Origin of the sequence: Thermocrinis albus DSM 14484 (assembly GCF_000025605.1) — a bacterium.
In the GTDB taxonomy this organism is placed as follows: domain Bacteria; phylum Aquificota; class Aquificia; order Aquificales; family Aquificaceae; genus Thermocrinis; species Thermocrinis albus.
Map to the genome: position 1 here is coordinate 195,076 of NC_013894.1, position 18,000 is coordinate 213,075.

Consider the following 18,000-nt stretch of genomic DNA (forward strand, 5'->3'; position numbering starts at 1 on the left):
TCAAGGATTTACACCGTGCTGTTGCCAGTACTTGAAGATTTCTTCCTTAACCTTTTTGGGAAGAGGTACGTAATGGAGCTGAAGAGCGGTGTTGTCACCCTTCTCAAAGGCCCAACGGAAAAAGGTGGTGGCCTTCTTGGATCTTTCGGGTTGGTCTTTGGCCAACAAGATGAAGGTGGCACCCGCTATAGGATAGCTGTCCTTACCAGGTTGATTTACCAAAACCTCATAGAAGTGCTTGGAAGGATCCCACTTAGCTCCCGCTGCTGCTGCCTGCATGGTTTTGGGAGAAGGCTCAACCCAATGACCTGCGCTGTTCTTTATCCTGGCCATGGGAAGGTTGTTCTCCTTGGCATATATGTACTCCACATAACCTATCCCACCCTCGGATCTTTTCACGTAGTTGGTTACACCGGGATTACCTTTGGCACCTATTCCTGTGGGCCAGTTTACCGCAGTTCCCGCACCTACCTTCTCCTTCCATTCTGGACAAGTTTGAGACAACCATGTGGTGAATATAAAGGAGGTACCTGATCCGTCAGATCTGTGTACCACCACTATGTCCCTATCGGGAAGTCTTACGCCAGGGTTTATACTTTGCAGGTAAGGATCGTTCCACTTGGTTATCTTACCCAGGTATATATCACACACCGCCTTTGAATCTAAGTTGAGGACCCTTTTACCCAACTCCGGAACGTTGTAGGTAACAACCACAGCACCGATGACGGTGGGAAACTGTAGAAGCTTGTTCTTCTCCAACTCCTCCGGGGTCAGAGGAGCGTCCGATGCACCAAAGTCTACGGTTCTGTTGGTAATCTGCCTTATACCACCACCCGACCCTATTCCCTGATAGTTCACCTTATAACCCGTAGCCTTCTCAAATTCGTAAGCCCAACGCTGATAGAGGGGTTGAGGGAAGGTAGCACCGGCACCTGTTATCTCCATAGCAAAAAGGGGGGCCGATACGGCAAGAACAGCCAAAGTTTTTCTCATAGCCATACCTCCTAAGGTTTTACCTTTCAGTATACCGATCGTCTGTTAAGAATCTGTTAAGATACGGGAAGCTGGGAGAGTCTCTTACCTCTGTGTTTCGTCATAAGTACAAGAAAGAGGAGGGCCGTCATGTAGGCATCTTCGATGGCAGAGTGCCTTTGGGTTACCGGAAGACCATAGTGGAGTAAGAGCTCCTCTAAAGGGATGTTTTTCTTACTGGGTGGAAGAAGATCCAGAAGGTCCAGGGAAGGAGGACAGAAAGGTGGCTTCTTGTGTCTTCTCAGTGCTCTGTTTATAGCCCTTATGTCTAAGTCTAAAAAGTAACCAACGAGAACACTTCCCTTAGCATAGGCTAAGAAAAGGTCACACACTTCTTCCTCTTTCATACCTTGTCTGATGTCGTGAGGTGTTATGCCGTGCACCTTTATCCCCGTGTGGTCTGTGGGCGTACTCTTTACCGTTACGTGAAAGGCTGTGGAGAGATCTAGAGTAAGGTTCACCACCTTTAGTGCACCTACACTGAGGAGGTTTGTACCTTTTATGTCAGAGGTTTCTGTATCCAGCACCACGAAAACGGTATCCTCCACCCTCCTGTTTCTGTCCACATCCCAGTTAACATCGTAGAACCTGTCTCCCAAAAGAAACTTTAGAATGCCTCTTTTCATCTTCTTTTCATACAGCATGACGAGTTTTATATTCTAAGGAGGTGAACCATGAGAAAACTGATGCTACTTTTAGCAACAGCCGGTTTTGTTATGGCACAGCAAGGTGCCACACCTGCCACACCTGCAGAACCTACACCGGGTACTCCGGGAGCGAAACCCGCCGTACCGGCAGAACCCCATAAGGGAAAGGCAGAGAGGAAGCACAAAGAGGCTCATGGTAAAAAGAAGGGACACATCAAGCACGGAAAACAGAATAAGATGAAATAAAAGTCATATCACCTTCAGCGTAGGCCCTCAGGATCCTGAGGGTCTCTTCCCTTATCTTACTGACAGCCCTATCTGTCAGGAAGGCTACGTGAGGTGTTATGATGACTCTGTCACTGTGGGTCATCTCCAGGAGTTTTAAGAGTAGTGAGCTACCTTCACCATCTCTGTACCTTCCCAAAATTAGAGTCTTCTCCTCCTCAAAAACATCTAAACCAACAGCTCCTATCTTTCCTTCTCGGAAAAAGTGATACAGGGCCTTTGTGTCTATAACAGCACCTCTGGATGTGTTGATAATGATACAGCCGTCCTTAAGAAGGGACATGTTGGAGGCGTTGAGAAGATGATGGGTCTGGGGTGTGTAAGGTACGTGAAGGGATACAGCGTCACTTTCCCTCAGCAGATCTTCTAAGGATGTGTATCTGACTCCCAGATCTAGCAGATCTTTTCGGGTAACCACATCGTAGGCTAGAACCTTCATACCAAAAGACAGAGCATACCTGGCCATAAGGGAACCTATCCTACCGGTACCTATGATCCCCAAAGTCATGTCCTCCAGATTTCTGGACATCAGTTGATAAGACTGGGAGAAATCCATCCTTCTGACGCGCTCCTTTATCGTATCCAGTTTTCTTACTAGATGCAGTAGGAGGGCAAAGGCGTGTTGAGCCACTGCCGAAGGTGAGTATTCGGGCAGATGAGTGACCACTATACCCCTATTTCTGCACTCCTCTATGTCTATGTGGTCATAACCTACCGAACGGGTGTGAAGGAGTTTTAATCTAGGCATCTTTTCCAAAACCTGAGAAGATACGCGATCCATCACAAAGACACAGGCCACCTCTGCCTCACACAGAACCTCTTCCGGAAGCTCCTCTATACTCTGAGAAAAGGTAAGGACCTTCATACCTTTCAGATGTTCCCTGTAGTATTCCTCATCCTCCCTCCACAAGCTGGTGAAAACTACTGTGGTCATACAGTAATTATCACATAAATTTCTAACTTATGTTGGGCATACTGAGACGGAAGCCAGAGGACAAGCTTATAGAGATACTGGGAAAAGACAAGGTGCTTACTTCATTGGTGGAGAGGAAGCTCTACTCCTACGATGCCACACCCATACCTATAGAGAGAGCGGTTCCCATGGCGGTGGTGTTTCCGGAAAATCACCATGACGTGGAGAAACTGGTGGAGGTGTGTTATCAGGAAGATATAGCCATCTTTCCGAGAGGTGCAGGATCAGGACTGACTGGGGGTGCGGTTCCTACCGTGGAACGGGGTGTGGTGGTTTCCTTTGAACGGATGAATCGCTTTAGGGTAGATCTGGATAACGCGGTAGCTTACGCTGAACCGGGTGTCGTAACCGCTCAGTTGCAGGAGTATGTAGAGTCCTTGGGACTGTTCTATCCTCCGGACCCTTCTTCCTTCAAATACTCCACCATAGGGGGGAACATAGCGGAGAACGCCGGTGGACCCAGATGTCTCAAGTACGGTGTCACGAGAGAGTACGTGTTAGGCCTTACGGCCGTCATAAAGGAGGGGAAAACGGTAAAGACAGGTGGCCCTGTGATAAAGGACGTAGCCGGTTATGACATCACCAGACTACTGGTAGGTTCGGAAGGCACGTTAGGACTCATCACAGAGGCTGTTTTGAAACTCATCCCTAAGCCAAGGGCGAGACTGACTGCTTTAGCTATCTTTCACAACCTGGAAGATGTAGGACATGCGGTCACCAAAATCTTCACGTCGGGAGTTTTTCCCTCTGCTCTTGAGTTTATGGACAAGAACGCCATAAGGGCGGTGGAAGAGTTCAAACCGGTGGGACTACCCAAAGACGCGGAAGCGGTCCTCCTCATAGAGGTGGACGGCACACCTCAGAGCGTGCAGGAAGACATAAAGCTGGTAAAAGAGCTGTTAGAAGGCATGAAGGTTAAGGTGGAAACGGCCAGTACCGAGGAAGAAGCTCAGAAGCTGTGGACAGCTAGGAAAAACTTAGGTCCTGCTCTCGGAAATCTCAAAACAGGAAAGATAAACGAAGATATAGTGGTCCCACGCTCCACCCTTCACCAGGTGATACCCAAGGTGAGAGAGATAGCCCAAAAGTACCAGCTTATGGTAGCGGTGTTTGGACACATAGGTGATGGAAACCTCCACGTGAACTTTCTCTATGACAAAGCTAACAGAGAAGAAGAGGAAAGGGCAGAACAAGCTGTGGATGAGGTTTTTGAGATGACGCTGGCCTTTGGTGGATCCATAACAGGAGAACACGGTGTGGGACTCACGAAAAGAAAGTTTTTGAAGTGGCAGATGGGAGATGTTGGTTACGAGCTACTGAAGTCTATAAAGTCTGTTTTTGATCCCAAAAACCTCTTCAATCCCGGTAAGATGCTGGAAGTATAGTTTATACTTAATGTTATGTTAAGCTGGATCATCCGGAAAATATTAGGTACAAAGAACGAAAGGGAAGTAAAGAGATTAAAGAGGTTTGTGGAAGAGATAACTAAAAAAGAGAAGGAGCTGGATCCTCTCACCAACAGAGAGATAAGACAGCTGGCTCAGGATCTTTACACTAAGGTACTCAACGACGAAGAACTGAGAGAAGACATAACCCGAGGAAAGATAAGGGAAGAAGTTCTTCTGGCCTTTGCCATAGTGCGGGAGGCAGGAAAACGCACATTAGGCCTTAGGTTCTTTGACGTGCAACTTCTGGGTGGTTTGGTGCTTCACGAAGGCAAGATAGCGGAGATGAAGACGGGAGAAGGTAAAACCCTCGTGGCTACATCCTCAGCCTTTGTGAATGCTCTTACAGATCGCGGTGTTCATGTGGTGACGGTAAACGACTATTTGGCGAGGCGTGATGCTCAGTGGATGGGTCCCATTTACAAGTTTTTGGGGCTTAAGGTGGGGGTAATAAACTCTGACTACTCCTCTTATCTGGTGGAGTGGGTGGATGAGGAACTTGCCCAGAGAGCTATAGAGGAAAACCTGAGAGTCTGGCCGGCGGGTTATACCGAAGAGGTTTTACCTTCTCATCTTGCCAGTGTGGAGGCCAAGAAGGCCTTCTTTACCAAGCTGGTACCCACCACCAGGAGAGAGGCCTACGAGGCTCACATCACCTATGGTACCAACAACGAGTTTGGTTTTGATTACCTAAGAGACAACATGGCCTTCTCCTTGGAAGAGATAGTACAGGTGAAAGGACACCACTACGCTATAGTAGACGAAGTGGACTCTATACTCATAGATGAGGCGAGAACCCCCCTCATCATATCAGGACCGGCAGAAATGGACACGGAGATATACTACACGGCGGACAGGGTAGTGCGTAAGCTGGTCAAGGACGAAGATTTTACGGTGGACGAAAAACACAGGACAGTTCATCTCACGGAGTCAGGTATAAAGAAACTGGAACAGCTTCTGGGAGTAGAAAACCTCTACGACATAAGACACATAGACCTCCTACATGCTATACACCAGGCCATAAGGGCACATCATCTCTTCAAGAGGGACGTTCACTACATAGTGAGGGATAACCAAGTACTGATAGTGGACGAATTTACAGGAAGGGTTCTGCCCGGAAGACGCTGGTCGGATGGTCTGCATCAGGCTATAGAGGTAAAGGAAGGTGTGCCTATACAACAAGAAAACCAAACTCTTGCCTCTATAACCTTCCAAAATTACTTCAGACTTTACACCAAACTGGCCGGTATGACAGGAACGGCAGAAACGGAGGCTTTAGAGTTTAAGGAGATATACGGTCTTGATGTAGTGGTGGTACCTACCCACAGACCCATGAGGAGGATAGATCATCCTGATCTGGTTTTTAAAACCAAGAAAGAAAAATGGAAAGCGGTGGTGGACATCATAAAACAAGAACATGCCAAAGGAAGACCTATACTGGTAGGTACCATATCCATAGAGGACTCCGAACATCTGTCACAACTTCTCCAGAAGGAAGGAATACCTCATAACGTTCTCAACGCCAAGCATCACGAAAAAGAGGCTCAGATTATAGCCCAGGCTGGGAGGTTGGGTGCCGTTACCATATCCACCAACATGGCAGGTAGGGGGACCGACATACTGCTGGGAGGTAATCCTGAGTACTTGGCCAGAGAGATCCTTATCAAGAGGGGTAAGGATCCTCAGGAAGCTTCCCAGGAGGAGTGGAAAGAGGCCCTTGAGGAAGCTTACAGAATTACGGAAGAGGAGAAAAAGAAGGTAGTAGAACTGGGTGGTCTTCTGGTGATAGGAACCGAAAGACACGAGAGCAGGCGTATAGATAACCAGCTTAGGGGCAGAGCAGGTAGGCAAGGAGATCCCGGTGAATCGCGCTTTGTACTATCCCTAGAGGACGATCTTATGCGCATTTTCGGGGGTGACAGAGTAAAGAAACTTATGGAAGTCCTGAAGATCCCGGAAGGTGAACCCATAGAGAGCAGGATGGTTACCAAGGCCATTGAGAACGCCCAGAAGAGATTAGAAGCCCAGAACTTCCAGATAAGGAAGAGACTGCTGGAGTACGACAACGTTATGAACACCCAGAGGATGGCTGTTTACGCTATGCGTAGAGACATACTGGAAGGTAAGGGTCTGGAGGAGTATCTGGAGGAGTTTGTGAGAGATGTTCTGTCGGAACGAGTGAAGGAGTTTCTGCAAGAAGATGATCCGGAGTTATGGGATACAAAATCTCTGGAAGAGTACCTTAGGGACCTCACAGGTGAGGAGATAAACTTGCCTACCGTTAGGGATAGAGAAGAACTGGTGGAGTTAGTGGTGAAAAAGGTTATGGAGACACTGAGTAAGAAGAAGGAAGAGCTAGGGGAAGAACTATACCAACAAGTTCTTAAGATAGTTATGCTGTCCACCCTTGATCATCTTTGGAGGGAGCATCTGCACATACTGGACAGGCTAAGAGAGGGTATATACCTGAGAGGTTACGCAGCCAAGGATCCTCTTGTGGAGTACAAGAAGGAGTCCTTTTACCTCTTTGAGGACATGATGAGAAACTTCAAAGAACGTGTGCTAGGAGATGTACTGAGACTACAGGTAAGATCTCCGGAGGAGCTGGAAGAAGAGATACAGAGGGAGGAGGAAGAGAAGGAAGAGCTCCTCAAGAAAGCCGTTTACTTGGCTCCTCAGGAAAAGGCAGATCAAAAAGGGCCAAAGAGGAAAACTCTTAAGGAGCGGCTTCAATCAAGAAGAAAGAAAACGTAGAACTTCCCGAAAAGGAACGTTCCCCTCACGGACCAGTCTTACACTCCTGTAACCTATAAGTCTCACTATGGTGGAGGGCTTACCCACTATCTTACCTGCATCCACGTAAATATTCACTCTCCTACCAAAGTAGGCCATACCTTCCTTCACGCTGGTGGCTGGTTTCAGTCCTTCTGGATTTGCGCTGGGTGCTACGAGAGGAACTCCCACCACCTTTAGCAGATCTCTTATGAAACCTGCCGTAGAAGAAGGTAACCTGACGGCAAGACTTTTCCTACCCCTCGTAAGGTAAAGGGGTACAGATGTTCTCTTAGGGATCACCAGAGTTATACCAAGGGAGAGGAGTTTTCTCTGGCGTGGGCCTATAATGAGACCCAGCTCCTCTATCCAGTCCTCTTGAGGAATCAGCAGAAGAAAAGGTCTTCCTGAAGGTCTTCGTATGGCGAAGAGTCTCTCCACCGCTCTCCTGTCTAGAGCGTTAGCCAGAAGGCCATATATGGTATCGGTGGGTGCAAAAGCTATCCCTCCTTCCAGTATAACCTCGGCCACCCGAAACACCTTGGAGGGACTCACCACCAAACTCATAGTATGGGAGCGTTACAGAAGTTCATGGAACTTTCGGGTGATGTTTCCAAAACCCGCAGGATACATTCGGTGGCTCGCTCCAGCACCTTGAGGAGTATGGGCTCTTCTTCCTTTGAAAAAGGAGAAAGCACGTACTGAACCACCTTACTTTTGTCTTTAGGTCTTCCTATACCTATCTTAAGGCGCGGAAAACGTTCCGTCTTTATCTCCCTTATTATGGACTCTACGCCGTGATGTCCGCCGCTACTCCCTTCCGTTCTCAACCTCATTTTACCTAAAGGAAGATCAAGATCGTCGTGTACTACCAGAAGCTCTTCCGGTAGTATTTGGTAATCCTCCAGAAGGTTAAACACAGCAAGACCAGAGTTGTTCATATAGGTCTGTGGTTTTACCAGGAACACCTCTCTGCCCCCCACCTTAGCCCTGTACAGGTGGGAAAGACACTCCTCCGTGTAATCCCTTACCCTAAGTCTACTCACCAGCTGATCCAAAACCATAAAACCTACGTTATGTCTGGTTCTCTCATACTCTTTACCGGGATTACCCAATCCAACGACCGCCTTTATCATCCGGTGGTTTCGGTAGTTTCTGTGGTTTCTTCTACCTCAGGTTCTAGCACAACAGCTACCACCTCCTCAGGGTTATCCATGATGATACAACCTTCCGGAGGCTGTATATCTCTAACGTGAAGGGCATCACCTAAACCTAAGGACGATACGTCCACCACTATCTTGTCAGGTATCCTGTCTATGGGTGCCTTTACGGTGAGAGTAGTTAGTACCGCTTCAAAGGTGCCACCCAACCCTACACCTGCCGGTGTGCCTACAAACTCTACGGGCACCTCCAACTCCAACTCTCTCACGTGGGATATATCGTACAGATCCACGTGGAGAGGATCGTCACCTAACCAACCCGTCTGAACTTCCTTAAGGAGACACACTCTTTTTTCTCCTTCTATCTCTGCCACCAGAAGGAAGGTTTCACCGTGAGGCAAGCTGAGAAGATCCTTCACTTTCATATAGGCGTGTGTGTTCTCCACATCCTTACCGTAGATCTCTACAGGTACATAACCTTCCTTACGCATGCGCTTTATCTCACTTTTCTTGCCAGGCTTTCTGGGAATCAGTTTTACCTCTATCCTCTTCATCTTCCACGTCCTACAACCCAGACACTAACTGTGCCTGGGGCTGGGGTATTTGTATCCCGCCCTTTTAAAGGTGCCCATCCCCAGCAGGCGGCCTTTGGGACACCTTTATGTGAAGAGAGAGCTCACGGACTCTCCTTCGTGTATTCTCTTTATGGCTTCCCCTAGGAGAGGAGCCACCGATACCACTCTTAACTTAGGAAAGTCTTTGGGAGGGATGGTGTTGGTCACCACCACCTCCTGAATGGGTGATTTCATGAGACGATCCACTGCTGGACCCGAAAAGATACCGTGGGTGGCCACCACGTCCACCCTTGTGGCTCCACGCGCCAGTAGAAGTTCAGCAGCAGCGCACACGGTTCCCGCCGTGTCTATGATATCGTCCACTATAACCGCTCTCTTACCTTCCACATCTCCTATTATGTCCAGAACTTCTGCCACATTGGGTTCAGGTCTACGTTTGTAGATGATGGCTATGGAACTTCCCAGTTTGTTGGCCAATAGACGTGCCCTCTCCACACCACCGGCGTCGGGAGAGACCACCACCGTGTCTTTACCGGCATCTTCCTGTAGATACTGATGAAGGACCTGAAGAGCGTAGAGGTTGTCCACAGGTATGTCGAAAAAGCCCTGTATCTGGGGTGAGTGGAGATCCACCACCACTACCCTCTGAGCTCCGGCGGTAGTTATCAGATCTGCCAGCAAGCGAGCACTTATAGGAACACGGGGCCTGTCCTTTCTGTCCTGTCGCGCGTAAGCGTAGTAAGGGATGACGGCGGTGATTCTGCCGGCAGATGCCCTCTTTATAGCATCCAGAATAAGGAGAAGCTCCATTATATTTTCATTGGCAGGAGGACACAAAGATTGTAACACAAATACATCCTCACCCCTCAGAGATTCATTTATCTGGACTCTGACCTCCCCGTCACTGAAACGGGTCACCAGCATATCGGTGAGGGGAACACCCAGATACTCGGCCACTTCTCTCGCTAAAGTAGGATTACTGTTTCCCGTCAGGAGCTTTATAGAACCATACATAATGACTTCTCCTTATTTATAAAAGGGGAAAGCTGGGGTGCCTGGACTCGAACCAGGAGCCCCCGGATCCAAAGTCCGGTGCTCTGCCAGTTGAGCTACACCCCAAGCTCTCCACCTCAAAAACTCTCCAACCTCTTAGGTGAGCTCCTTCTCTCACCCTTTCGTCCAACCTTCCCACGTAAAACACACACGCTCCAGATCCACTTACCAAACCCCTGTAGCCTAAATCTTCCAAAAACCTCACCACCTCACCCACGGCAGGCACCAGCCTTGCCGCCAGCCTTCCCAAGGCGTTCTCCAAAACTTCCCAACGCCCTTCCTTCAGCAAGCTTATTATTTTATCACTGTCCACCCTGTCTGTCAATTCTTCCTGTCCTACATGTCGGTAAACCCACCGGGTGGATACCGACACTCCCGGATATATCACCGTGAATACAGCGTGAGGAAGCTCCACCGGTGTTATCTTCTCTCCTCTTCCCTCACCGATCGCGCTGCCACCCCATAAGAAAAAGGGGGCGTCGGAGGAGACCTTGCCTGCCACGTAAGCCAGTTCCTCCTGAGAGAGGGATAGTCCCAAAAGTTGGTTCACCGCCTTAAGAACTGTGGCCACATTGGAGGAACCTCCACCTAACCCGCCACCTACAGGTATACGCTTCTGGATGTAAACGCTTACCTCTATCTCTTTTCCTGTAACTTTCTGCAGTTCCATCAGAGCCTTGTAAACCAGATTCTCCTCTTGAGGTATATCTATGGAAGTCTCAACCTTCAGGGGTCCTTCCTTTACGTATATCTCGTCCCACAGACTGATGGCCTGATAGATGGTGAAGATCTCATGATACCCATCAGGCCTTTTCCCCAAAATCCAAAGACCTAGGTTCAGCTTGGCGGGAGAGATAAACTTCCTCACCATTTGTGAGTGTACCTTATATTCTTTACCATTTCCTTAAGCCTGGCCAGTGTTATAAGAGCATCCAAAGGTGTGGTGGTGGCTATGTCTATGCCTTCTATGAGGCGTAGAATTTCTTCCGTAAGTCTCTTAGCTTCCTCCTCTTGACTCTTTTCGTACACCTTCTCCAAAATGGGTTCTGACAGAAGTTCCTGAGCTCTGTTTACCACCTCTTGAGGTAGACCCGCCATCTTGGCCACGTATATACCCAAACTGGCCTCTGCTTTGCCTCTCCTGAGTCGGTACAGAAACTTTATTTGGGAACCATCACGGGATACAGCCATATGATAGTTCACCACGTGGGGTAGCTTATCTTCCAGTTCTGTAAGTTCTGTGTAGTGGGTGGCAACTAAGGTCCTTGCCCCTATTTTACGAACGATGTACTCCACTATAGCTTTGGATATAGCTATACCATCGTGGGTAGATGTTCCTCTACCCACCTCATCCAGCACTATGAGGCTTCTTCTGTCTGCGGAAGACAGAATACCTGCCACCTCCAGCATCTCGTTCATGAAGGTGGATATACCCAAAGCCAGAACATCACCCGAACCTACCCTAGCATGTATGGAGGAGACTATGCCTATACGAGCAGAGCGGCAGGGAAGGAAAGATCCCATATGAGCCAAAAGAGTGAGGAGAGCTACCTGTCTTATGTAGCTGGACTTACCAGCCATGTTAGGGCCTGTGATAATGTACACAAAACTAGATTCATCCATGTGAGTGTCGTTGGGTACAAAGTCCTTTACGTAAGCTTCCACCACCGGATGCCTGCCTTCCTCTATATGGAGGACTGGCTCTTCCACCATTTGGGGTTTTATCCAACCCTTCTGAAGGGCTACGTAAGCTAAGGACTGGAGGTAATCTACGTGAGCAACAGGTGACGCTGTGGAGGAAACGGCGGGGAGTTTTTCCAAAACCCGTTCTCTGAGCTGTAGAAAGAGTTGATACTCTAACTCTTTGATGCGTACATCGGCAGACAGGAGTTTCTCCTCCAGGGTCTCAAGTTCCTGTGTGGTGAACCTCTCACCAGAAGAAAGGGTCTGACGTCTCTTAAAGTAAGAGGGTACGAAACGCAGGTTGGGTTTTGTGACCTCTATGTAGTAGCCCATCACTTTGTTAAAACCTATCTTCAGACTGTTGATACCTGTTTCCCTTCTGAGTCTGTCTTCGTACTCCCTAAGGATCTGTTCACCCTTTTCCTTTATACTTCTCAACTCATCCAGTGTAGGATTCACACCCTCCTTTATGAGACCACCCTCCTTCACATGAAGGGGAGGGTCCTCTACTAAGGTGTTGTCTATATCTCTTCTAAGATCTTCCAGATCCTCCATCTTCTCCGCCAGTTCTCTGAGTAGCTGAGACTTTGCCCTTTCCATCAACAGAGCTTTGAGCTTTGAGACCTTCTCCGCAGCCTTCTTTAGGAGAACTAGGTCTCTGGGTGTGGCTACGTTTCCACTTATACGAGAAACAAGTCTCTCTAAATCCGGCATGCCTTCCAATACTTCTCTAACATCTTTCAGAAGCTCCCTGTCCTTTAGAAGCTCTTCCACCGCTTCCTGAACTTTCAAGATCTTCTCCCTTTTACCGAAAGGGTGAAGAAGATAGAATCGCAGGAGTCTTCTGCCCATGGAGGTGAGGGTTCTGTCTATTACACCGAGGAGGGAAAGATCCTCTCGTCCTTCGTAACTCTCTATCAGCTCAAGACCCCTCCTCGTTCTGTAATCTATCCTTACGTAACCTTCATCCGAGTAAGGCTTTGGTCTCCCTACGAGGGGCATAAAACCCTTCTGTGTGATCTTCAGGTATCTGTAAAGTACACCACAGGCATAGAGAGGTCCTTCTTCTTCAAAACCAAGAGCAGTAGGATGATAAACACCCATATCTTCCTTAAGGAGCCTGTATCCTTCCTCTACGTCCTCCTCCTTTATGGGATTTATAAAAACCTTCAGTATCTTCTGGAGTTTCTCCGTGGGATAGTTGGGAAGTACCAGAAGCTCCTTGGGAGAAAACTTAAGGAGGAACTCTTGGGCACCTTCCGATGAGAAACTACCGGCCACAAACTCACCGGTGGAGGGGTTAAGATAAGCGCAGTGGTGTTTTTTGTTTTTTACGTAAACGGCGGCTACGCCGCACACTTCCTTTTCAAAGTAAGTACCGGGTGTTATGACCCTTATTACGTCTCTCCTCACTATACCCTTGGCCTGAGAAGCGTCTTCCAGTTGTTCGCACAGAGCCACTTTGTATCCCTTACTGACGAGACGGGATATGTAAGAGGAAGCCGAGTGATAAGGTACACCACACATAGGTATCCTCTCCTTCCCTTTGCCAGCTGGTCGTGACGTGAGCACCAAGCCCAACTCCTTGGAGCCTATCTGAGCATCTTCGTAGAAAAGTTCATAAAAGTCCCCCAACCGGAAGAAGAGAAGACAGTCAGAGTACTGTTGTTTTAACGCATGATACTGGGCCAGCATGGGAGTTAGGTCATCACTTGGCGTACTCCACATGCCTGACCTCCCTTATAACCACCACCTTCACCTGACCTGGGAAGTCTACCTCCTCTTCGATCTTACGGGCTATCTCCTTAGACAGCACGTAAGCCTCCTCGTCGGAGATCTCCTCAGGGTTGACTATAACTCTTATCTCTCTACCCGCCTGCACAGCGTAGGCGTTGGCAACACCTTTAAAGGACTTTACTACCTCTTCCAGTTTTTCTAACCTTTTGATGTAGGCCTCAAGGCTCTCTCTTCTGGCTCCAGGCCTTGCTGCTGAGAGGGCATCCGCTGCACACACTAAAGCCACCTCAGGGTATCTCACAGGTTCCTCGTTGTGGTGAGCTTTTATAGCGTTCAGCACGGGATCCGGCTCTCCGTACTTTTTACAGAGCTCTATACCTATGTCGGTGTGGGAACCTCCCAGTTCGTGGGACACAGCTTTCCCTATGTCGTGAAGAAGTCCAGCCCTACGGGCCATCTTGGCATCCAAACCCAGCTCTTCGGCCATGAGGCCTGCCAGGTAGGCCACTTCCTTAGAATGGAGTAGCACGTTCTGAGAGTAGCTGGTCCTGAAGTACAGTTTACCTATGTAGTAGTAAAGACCGGGGTTTATATCGTAAAGACCAAGCTCCACACATGTCTCCTCTCCCATCTTCCTGATCTTTTCATCAAACTCCCTCTTTACCTCGGTGACAACCTCTTCTATCCTGGCGGGGTGTATCCTTCCGTCTTCTATCAGTTTCTCAAGGGCTTCCTTTGCTATCGCTCTCCTCAAGGGGTCAAAAGAGGATATGGTGACTATGTCGGGTGTGTCATCTATGATGAGATCAACACCTGTGAGGAGTTCAAAGGTTCTTATGTTTCTTCCCTCTCTTCCTATGATCCTACCCTTAAAGTCGTTGGAGGGAAGTTCTACGGTGGTGGTGGTGTAGTTGATGGCTATTTCGGGGGCGAGTCTCTGTATGGCTGTGGCCACTATCTTTTTCGCCTCCATCTGAGCCATCTGACGGGCCTCTTCCTCTATCCTCTTCATAACCCTTATAGCCTCCACTCTGGCTTCTTCCTCTGCTTTGCGTAGCACCTCTATTCGGGCCTCTTCCATAGTGAGAGACGCTATCCTCTGAAGTTCAAGAAGCTCACGCTGACGGAGGGTTTCTATCTCCTTCTCCTTCTCTTCCAGATCTTTTATCCTTCTCTCTATCTCCCTCTGTGCCAGATCCAGCTGTTTCTCCAACTCCCTTATCTCCTTCTCTCTCCTGTAGAGTTCCTCTTCCCTCTTCTCCAGAGCGCTGAGTCTCCTATCCAAAGTCTGCTCTTTTTGAGCCACCCAGCTTTCCCTCTCCTTTAATTTCCTCTCTGCTTCCTCCTTGATGCTCTGAGCCTCCTCTTTGGCCAGTCGGATGATCCTCTCCACCTCTTCAGAGGCCGTTTGAGTTATGCGCTGGGCCTCCCTCTGGGCCTCTTCCTTTATCTGTCTGGCCTCCTCCTTGGCTTTCTCCAAAATAGCTTGGACATCTATATCCCTCTTCCTCTTGCCCAGCCACCAACCCACGGCCATACCTAAAATCAAGAAAAGGGACGATGCTAGAACTACGTTAATCATGGTTCACACCTCCTGTTGGTAGAATTCCTTCCTCCGTGATGACCAGATCCACCTTCTGGTCCCACGGGTCTACGGGTATTCTTTCTAAGACTTGAAAGCTGTAAGCTACACCTACTTTTGGAGCTTTTACCCTTACCAGAAGCCTGTCGTAGTATCCTTTACCCATACCCAGACGATACCCCCTTCTATCAAAGGCAACACCCGGCACCACCGCCAGATCCAGATCCTCAGGCTCCACTTTTTCACCCTCTACCGGTTCCCTTATGCAGAAAGCTCCCACCCTAAGATCCTCCAGTCTTTCTGTCTTCAGTAACAGTAGATGGTCACCTTCCACCTTGGGTAACACAAGACTCTTCCCTTCCTTGAGAACATAGTCAAAGGCCGGGGTAATGTCCGGCTCGTTATCAAAGGGACAGAAGAGTAGTATGCTCTTGGCGTTACAAAAAAGGTCCAAAGAGAGAAGGTGTCTGAGGATCCTATCCGAAAACTCTTGACGCAGGTCCGCTGTCAGACTCCTCCTCTTTCGGAGAAGAGTCCTTCTAAGGTCGTTTTTTGTGATAGTAGTCATTCTTCCGCCTCCTTAACGGAGGGGAAGGCAAGATAGAAACCCACCCATGGGGTGGCAGAAGAGGCAACTGTGGGCCCCAGATCTCCATAGGTGGGTGCCCTCCCGGGAAGCCCTCGGTGGAGCCGTCCCGGAGACCGGACTCCCTAAGGCCTCACTTTGTGGACCCCAATAAAAACCTCTCCACCACCCACAGGGCAGGCTTTACCTGAGCCTCACACCATAAGTTTCCTCAAGAAGGCGCACCACTCTGTCTACCAGAGCGTTGGCCTCCTCGTCCGACATACTTCTTTCATTACTTCTCAGTATCAACCTGAAGCTCACGCTCTTCTTGCCTTCCCCTATAATTACAGGGTCTATGTAAACATCAAAAACACTCACGTCCTCTACTCCTTCCATTCTCCTGATACTGGATATTAATTTAGCCACAGAAACCTCCTTGTCCATAACCAGGGATATGTCCCTCACCACGGGTGGAAATGGAGACACGGTGCCAAGTTCTTCCCTCTTTTTTCCAGAAGAGGGGGGCCTGAGCTCCGCCAGAAGTACCTTTCCCTTTATCTCCAACTTTTCTTCTAGCGCAGGGTGCAGCCTTCCCATGAAACCGATAACCTCATCTTCTACCTTCAAAAGAACCTGTAGGTGGGGATGTAGGAAAGGTATTGCAGAAAACTCTGTCTCCAGGTGGTAACCTTCCAAGAGACGGTAGACTATGTTTTTAAACTCCTCCACGCTGTGAAGATTGGTGGAGAGAAGACCCAACCTCAGTTCCTCTCCATCTTTGTGGTATACTTTCCCCAGTTCAAAGATGGCCACCTGCTGGTTGTAGTTCCTCTGGTTGTAAAGGCACGTGCGCAGAAGAGATGGCACTAAGGAAGATCTCATGTAACTCTGAGACTTAGCCAGAGGGTTCACAAGGCTCAGTGTAGGTCTCTCCAAGTTGAGGAGATGATAAAGCTGGTCATCTTCAAAACTGAAAGTGATGACCTCTCTAAAACCTACGTGGGCGAGAAAGTCTGCCCATCTTTCCACCTCCGAGCTTGGGAAAGATACTCTGGCAGGTAAGTAAAGAGGATGGGAAGGTAGTTGATCATATCCCTCTAACCTCAAGATCTCTTCCAAAACATCCACATCTTCCTTTATGTCAAAACTCCTCCAGGAAGGCACCTTCACCTCAAGACCACACCGTAGAAGGTTTGTCTGAAAACCTAGTGGCTCAAGCCGTTTTTGAAGTTCTCTTAGATCCCACCTTTTGCCTGTGTACCTCTCCATCTTACCGATGGTCACCATGATGGTTTTTGGGGTGTAAGGTGTTGGGTAGATGTCCTTGACGGCTACCAGCTGGCCACCAGCCAGGCGGAGGATTAAATCCACCGCTGAGTTCTGATAGAAGGCTACACCTTCTATATCTACACCCCTCTCAAAGCGATAAGAGCTCTCTGTCTGGATTTTGTGCCTTTTGGCTGAACGTCTAACCCTCACGGGATCAAAGAAGGCCGATTCCAACAGAATCTTGTTGGTGGAGTGAGTCACACCACTGTCCAGACCACCTATCACTCCCGCCAGTGCAAGAGGTCTCTCTTGATCCGCTATGACGAGATCTTCTTTGGTAAGGGTTATCTCCTGGTGGGCCAATGTGATTAATCTTTCGCCTTCTTCAGCAGATCTTACCCTTATACCACCCTTTACTTGGTCCATATCGAAAGCATGAAGGGGTTGTCCGTCTCTAATGGTTATGTAGTTGGTCACGTCTACCACGTTGTTGATGCTTTTCATGCCACACTGCCACAAGACTTTCTTAAGCCAGAGAGGAGAAGGTCCCACCTTCACCTTCTCTATGTAGACACCCCTGTAGCGTTTGCAGTCCCCGTCATGTACCTCTATGTCCAGACTACCTGTCTCCTCAAAGGTGGGTGTATCTTCCTTCAGCATAGGTCTTCCGAAAAGAGCCGCCACTTCACGAGCCACACCCCTCACACTCAGAAGATCTCCTCTGTTGGGTGTCACATCTATCTCCAAAAGAATCTCCCCAAAGGATAGGAGATCCCTCCCACTTGTTCCGAGAGGTGTGTCATCCATCCACTTTATAACACCCTGCTCCGAGTCCTCCAGCTTAAGGTCTTGGTAAGAGAGAAGTACACCCTCCGAAACCACACCACCTATGGTCCTTTTCTCCACGCGCTTACCCATAACGAAAGATCCTGCAGGTGCCAACAAGACCAAGTGTCCCTCTTTAACTCCACCGTCACGGGTGATCACCTGAAGGGTCTCCCTACCTGTGTAAACTTTCACCAAAAGGAGACCTATGTCGGAGGGATGGGGTTCACAACTCAGTACTTTACCTACCAAAACTCCCTCTATGTCCCTCTCCCACACCAGTAAGCTGGTCTCCGCGCTGCAAAGAGTTAGTCGGTGAGCTATCTCCTCCGGCTTTAATCCCTCTGTGTCCACCAGCTGAGAAAGAAGAGAGAAGGGGACTATCATGAGACTA

Annotated in this window: 14 protein-coding genes, 1 tRNA gene and 1 pseudogene; 3 read left to right on the plus strand and 13 right to left on the minus strand. The window is 48.8% G+C overall.

Annotated elements, in window-relative coordinates:
• Positions 1 to 993 (minus strand): phosphate ABC transporter substrate-binding protein PstS, encoded by a 993-nt coding sequence (gene pstS, locus THAL_RS01015; RefSeq protein ID WP_012991249.1) that lies wholly within the window; start codon positions 991 to 993, stop codon positions 1 to 3.
• A gap of 56 nt (positions 994 to 1,049) precedes the next feature.
• Entirely contained in the window at positions 1,050 to 1,676 is a 627-nt protein-coding gene (locus THAL_RS01020; protein WP_012991250.1) for a 3'-5' exonuclease, read from the minus strand.
• 30 nt (positions 1,677 to 1,706) lie between these two features.
• On the opposite strand from THAL_RS01020, the gene THAL_RS01025 reads away from it, so the two are divergent.
• Positions 1,707 to 1,925 (plus strand): hypothetical protein, encoded by a 219-nt coding sequence (locus THAL_RS01025; protein WP_012991251.1) that lies wholly within the window; start codon positions 1,707 to 1,709, stop codon positions 1,923 to 1,925.
• On the opposite strand, the gene THAL_RS01030 is transcribed toward THAL_RS01025, so the two are convergent.
• Complete coding sequence (locus tag THAL_RS01030; protein ID WP_012991252.1) at positions 1,894 to 2,898, minus strand: hydroxyacid dehydrogenase; 1,005 nt, start codon at positions 2,896 to 2,898, stop codon at positions 1,894 to 1,896. The two genes, THAL_RS01025 and THAL_RS01030, sit on opposite strands and share 32 nt — an antisense overlap.
• Before the next feature lie 29 nt (positions 2,899 to 2,927).
• Here THAL_RS01030 and THAL_RS01035 point away from each other — a divergent pair, with 29 nt between their 5' ends.
• Both THAL_RS01035 and secA read left to right on the plus strand, forming a co-directional pair.
• Positions 2,928 to 4,322, plus strand: coding sequence for an FAD-binding oxidoreductase (locus tag THAL_RS01035; RefSeq protein WP_012991253.1), 1,395 nt, complete (start codon positions 2,928 to 2,930; stop codon positions 4,320 to 4,322).
• Positions 4,323 to 4,337: 15 nt separating this feature from the next.
• Entirely contained in the window at positions 4,338 to 7,136 is a 2,799-nt protein-coding gene (secA, locus tag THAL_RS01040) for a preprotein translocase subunit SecA (RefSeq protein WP_012991254.1), read from the plus strand.
• Here the strand turns inward: secA and THAL_RS01045 are convergent.
• The 10 genes and pseudogenes from THAL_RS01045 to pheT form a co-directional block, all read right to left on the minus strand.
• The gene (locus tag THAL_RS01045) at positions 7,116 to 7,721 is read right to left on the minus strand and encodes an L-threonylcarbamoyladenylate synthase (RefSeq protein ID WP_012991255.1); all 606 of its coding nucleotides are present in this window, start codon (positions 7,719 to 7,721) and stop codon (positions 7,116 to 7,118) included. The genes secA and THAL_RS01045 overlap by 21 nt on opposite strands.
• Positions 7,718 to 8,290 (minus strand): aminoacyl-tRNA hydrolase, encoded by a 573-nt coding sequence (pth, locus tag THAL_RS01050; protein WP_012991256.1) that lies wholly within the window; start codon positions 8,288 to 8,290, stop codon positions 7,718 to 7,720. Before pth ends, THAL_RS01045 begins: the two co-directional genes overlap by 4 nt.
• Entirely contained in the window at positions 8,287 to 8,868 is a 582-nt protein-coding gene (locus tag THAL_RS01055; protein WP_012991257.1) for a 50S ribosomal protein L25/general stress protein Ctc, read from the minus strand. Before THAL_RS01055 ends, pth begins: the two co-directional genes overlap by 4 nt.
• Positions 8,869 to 8,973: 105 nt before the next feature.
• On the minus strand, positions 8,974 to 9,903 hold the full coding sequence (locus THAL_RS01060) for a ribose-phosphate diphosphokinase (RefSeq protein WP_012991258.1): 930 nt from the start codon (positions 9,901 to 9,903) through the stop codon (positions 8,974 to 8,976).
• Positions 9,904 to 9,935: 32 nt separating this feature from the next.
• Positions 9,936 to 10,008, minus strand: a tRNA-Gln gene (locus tag THAL_RS01065).
• 67 nt (positions 10,009 to 10,075) lie between these two features.
• Positions 10,076 to 10,813 (minus strand): annotated as a pseudogene (ispE, locus tag THAL_RS08555) (4-(cytidine 5'-diphospho)-2-C-methyl-D-erythritol kinase); the annotation flags it as partial.
• The gene (gene mutS, locus THAL_RS01070) at positions 10,807 to 13,353 is read right to left on the minus strand and encodes a DNA mismatch repair protein MutS (protein WP_012991259.1); all 2,547 of its coding nucleotides are present in this window, start codon (positions 13,351 to 13,353) and stop codon (positions 10,807 to 10,809) included. The gene mutS and the pseudogene ispE, both read right to left, overlap by 7 nt.
• Complete coding sequence (gene rny / locus THAL_RS01075; protein ID WP_012991260.1) at positions 13,334 to 14,944, minus strand: ribonuclease Y; 1,611 nt, start codon at positions 14,942 to 14,944, stop codon at positions 13,334 to 13,336. The genes mutS and rny overlap by 20 nt, the downstream gene beginning before the upstream one ends.
• Positions 14,937 to 15,512: a 5-formyltetrahydrofolate cyclo-ligase gene (locus tag THAL_RS01080; RefSeq protein WP_012991261.1), complete on the minus strand. Its 576-nt coding sequence runs from the start codon at positions 15,510 to 15,512 to the stop codon at positions 14,937 to 14,939. Before THAL_RS01080 ends, rny begins: the two co-directional genes overlap by 8 nt.
• 201 nt (positions 15,513 to 15,713) lie before the next feature.
• On the minus strand, positions 15,714 to 17,993 hold the full coding sequence (gene pheT / locus THAL_RS01085) for a phenylalanine--tRNA ligase subunit beta (protein WP_012991262.1): 2,280 nt from the start codon (positions 17,991 to 17,993) through the stop codon (positions 15,714 to 15,716).
• Between the last annotated feature and the right edge of the window lie 7 nt (positions 17,994 to 18,000).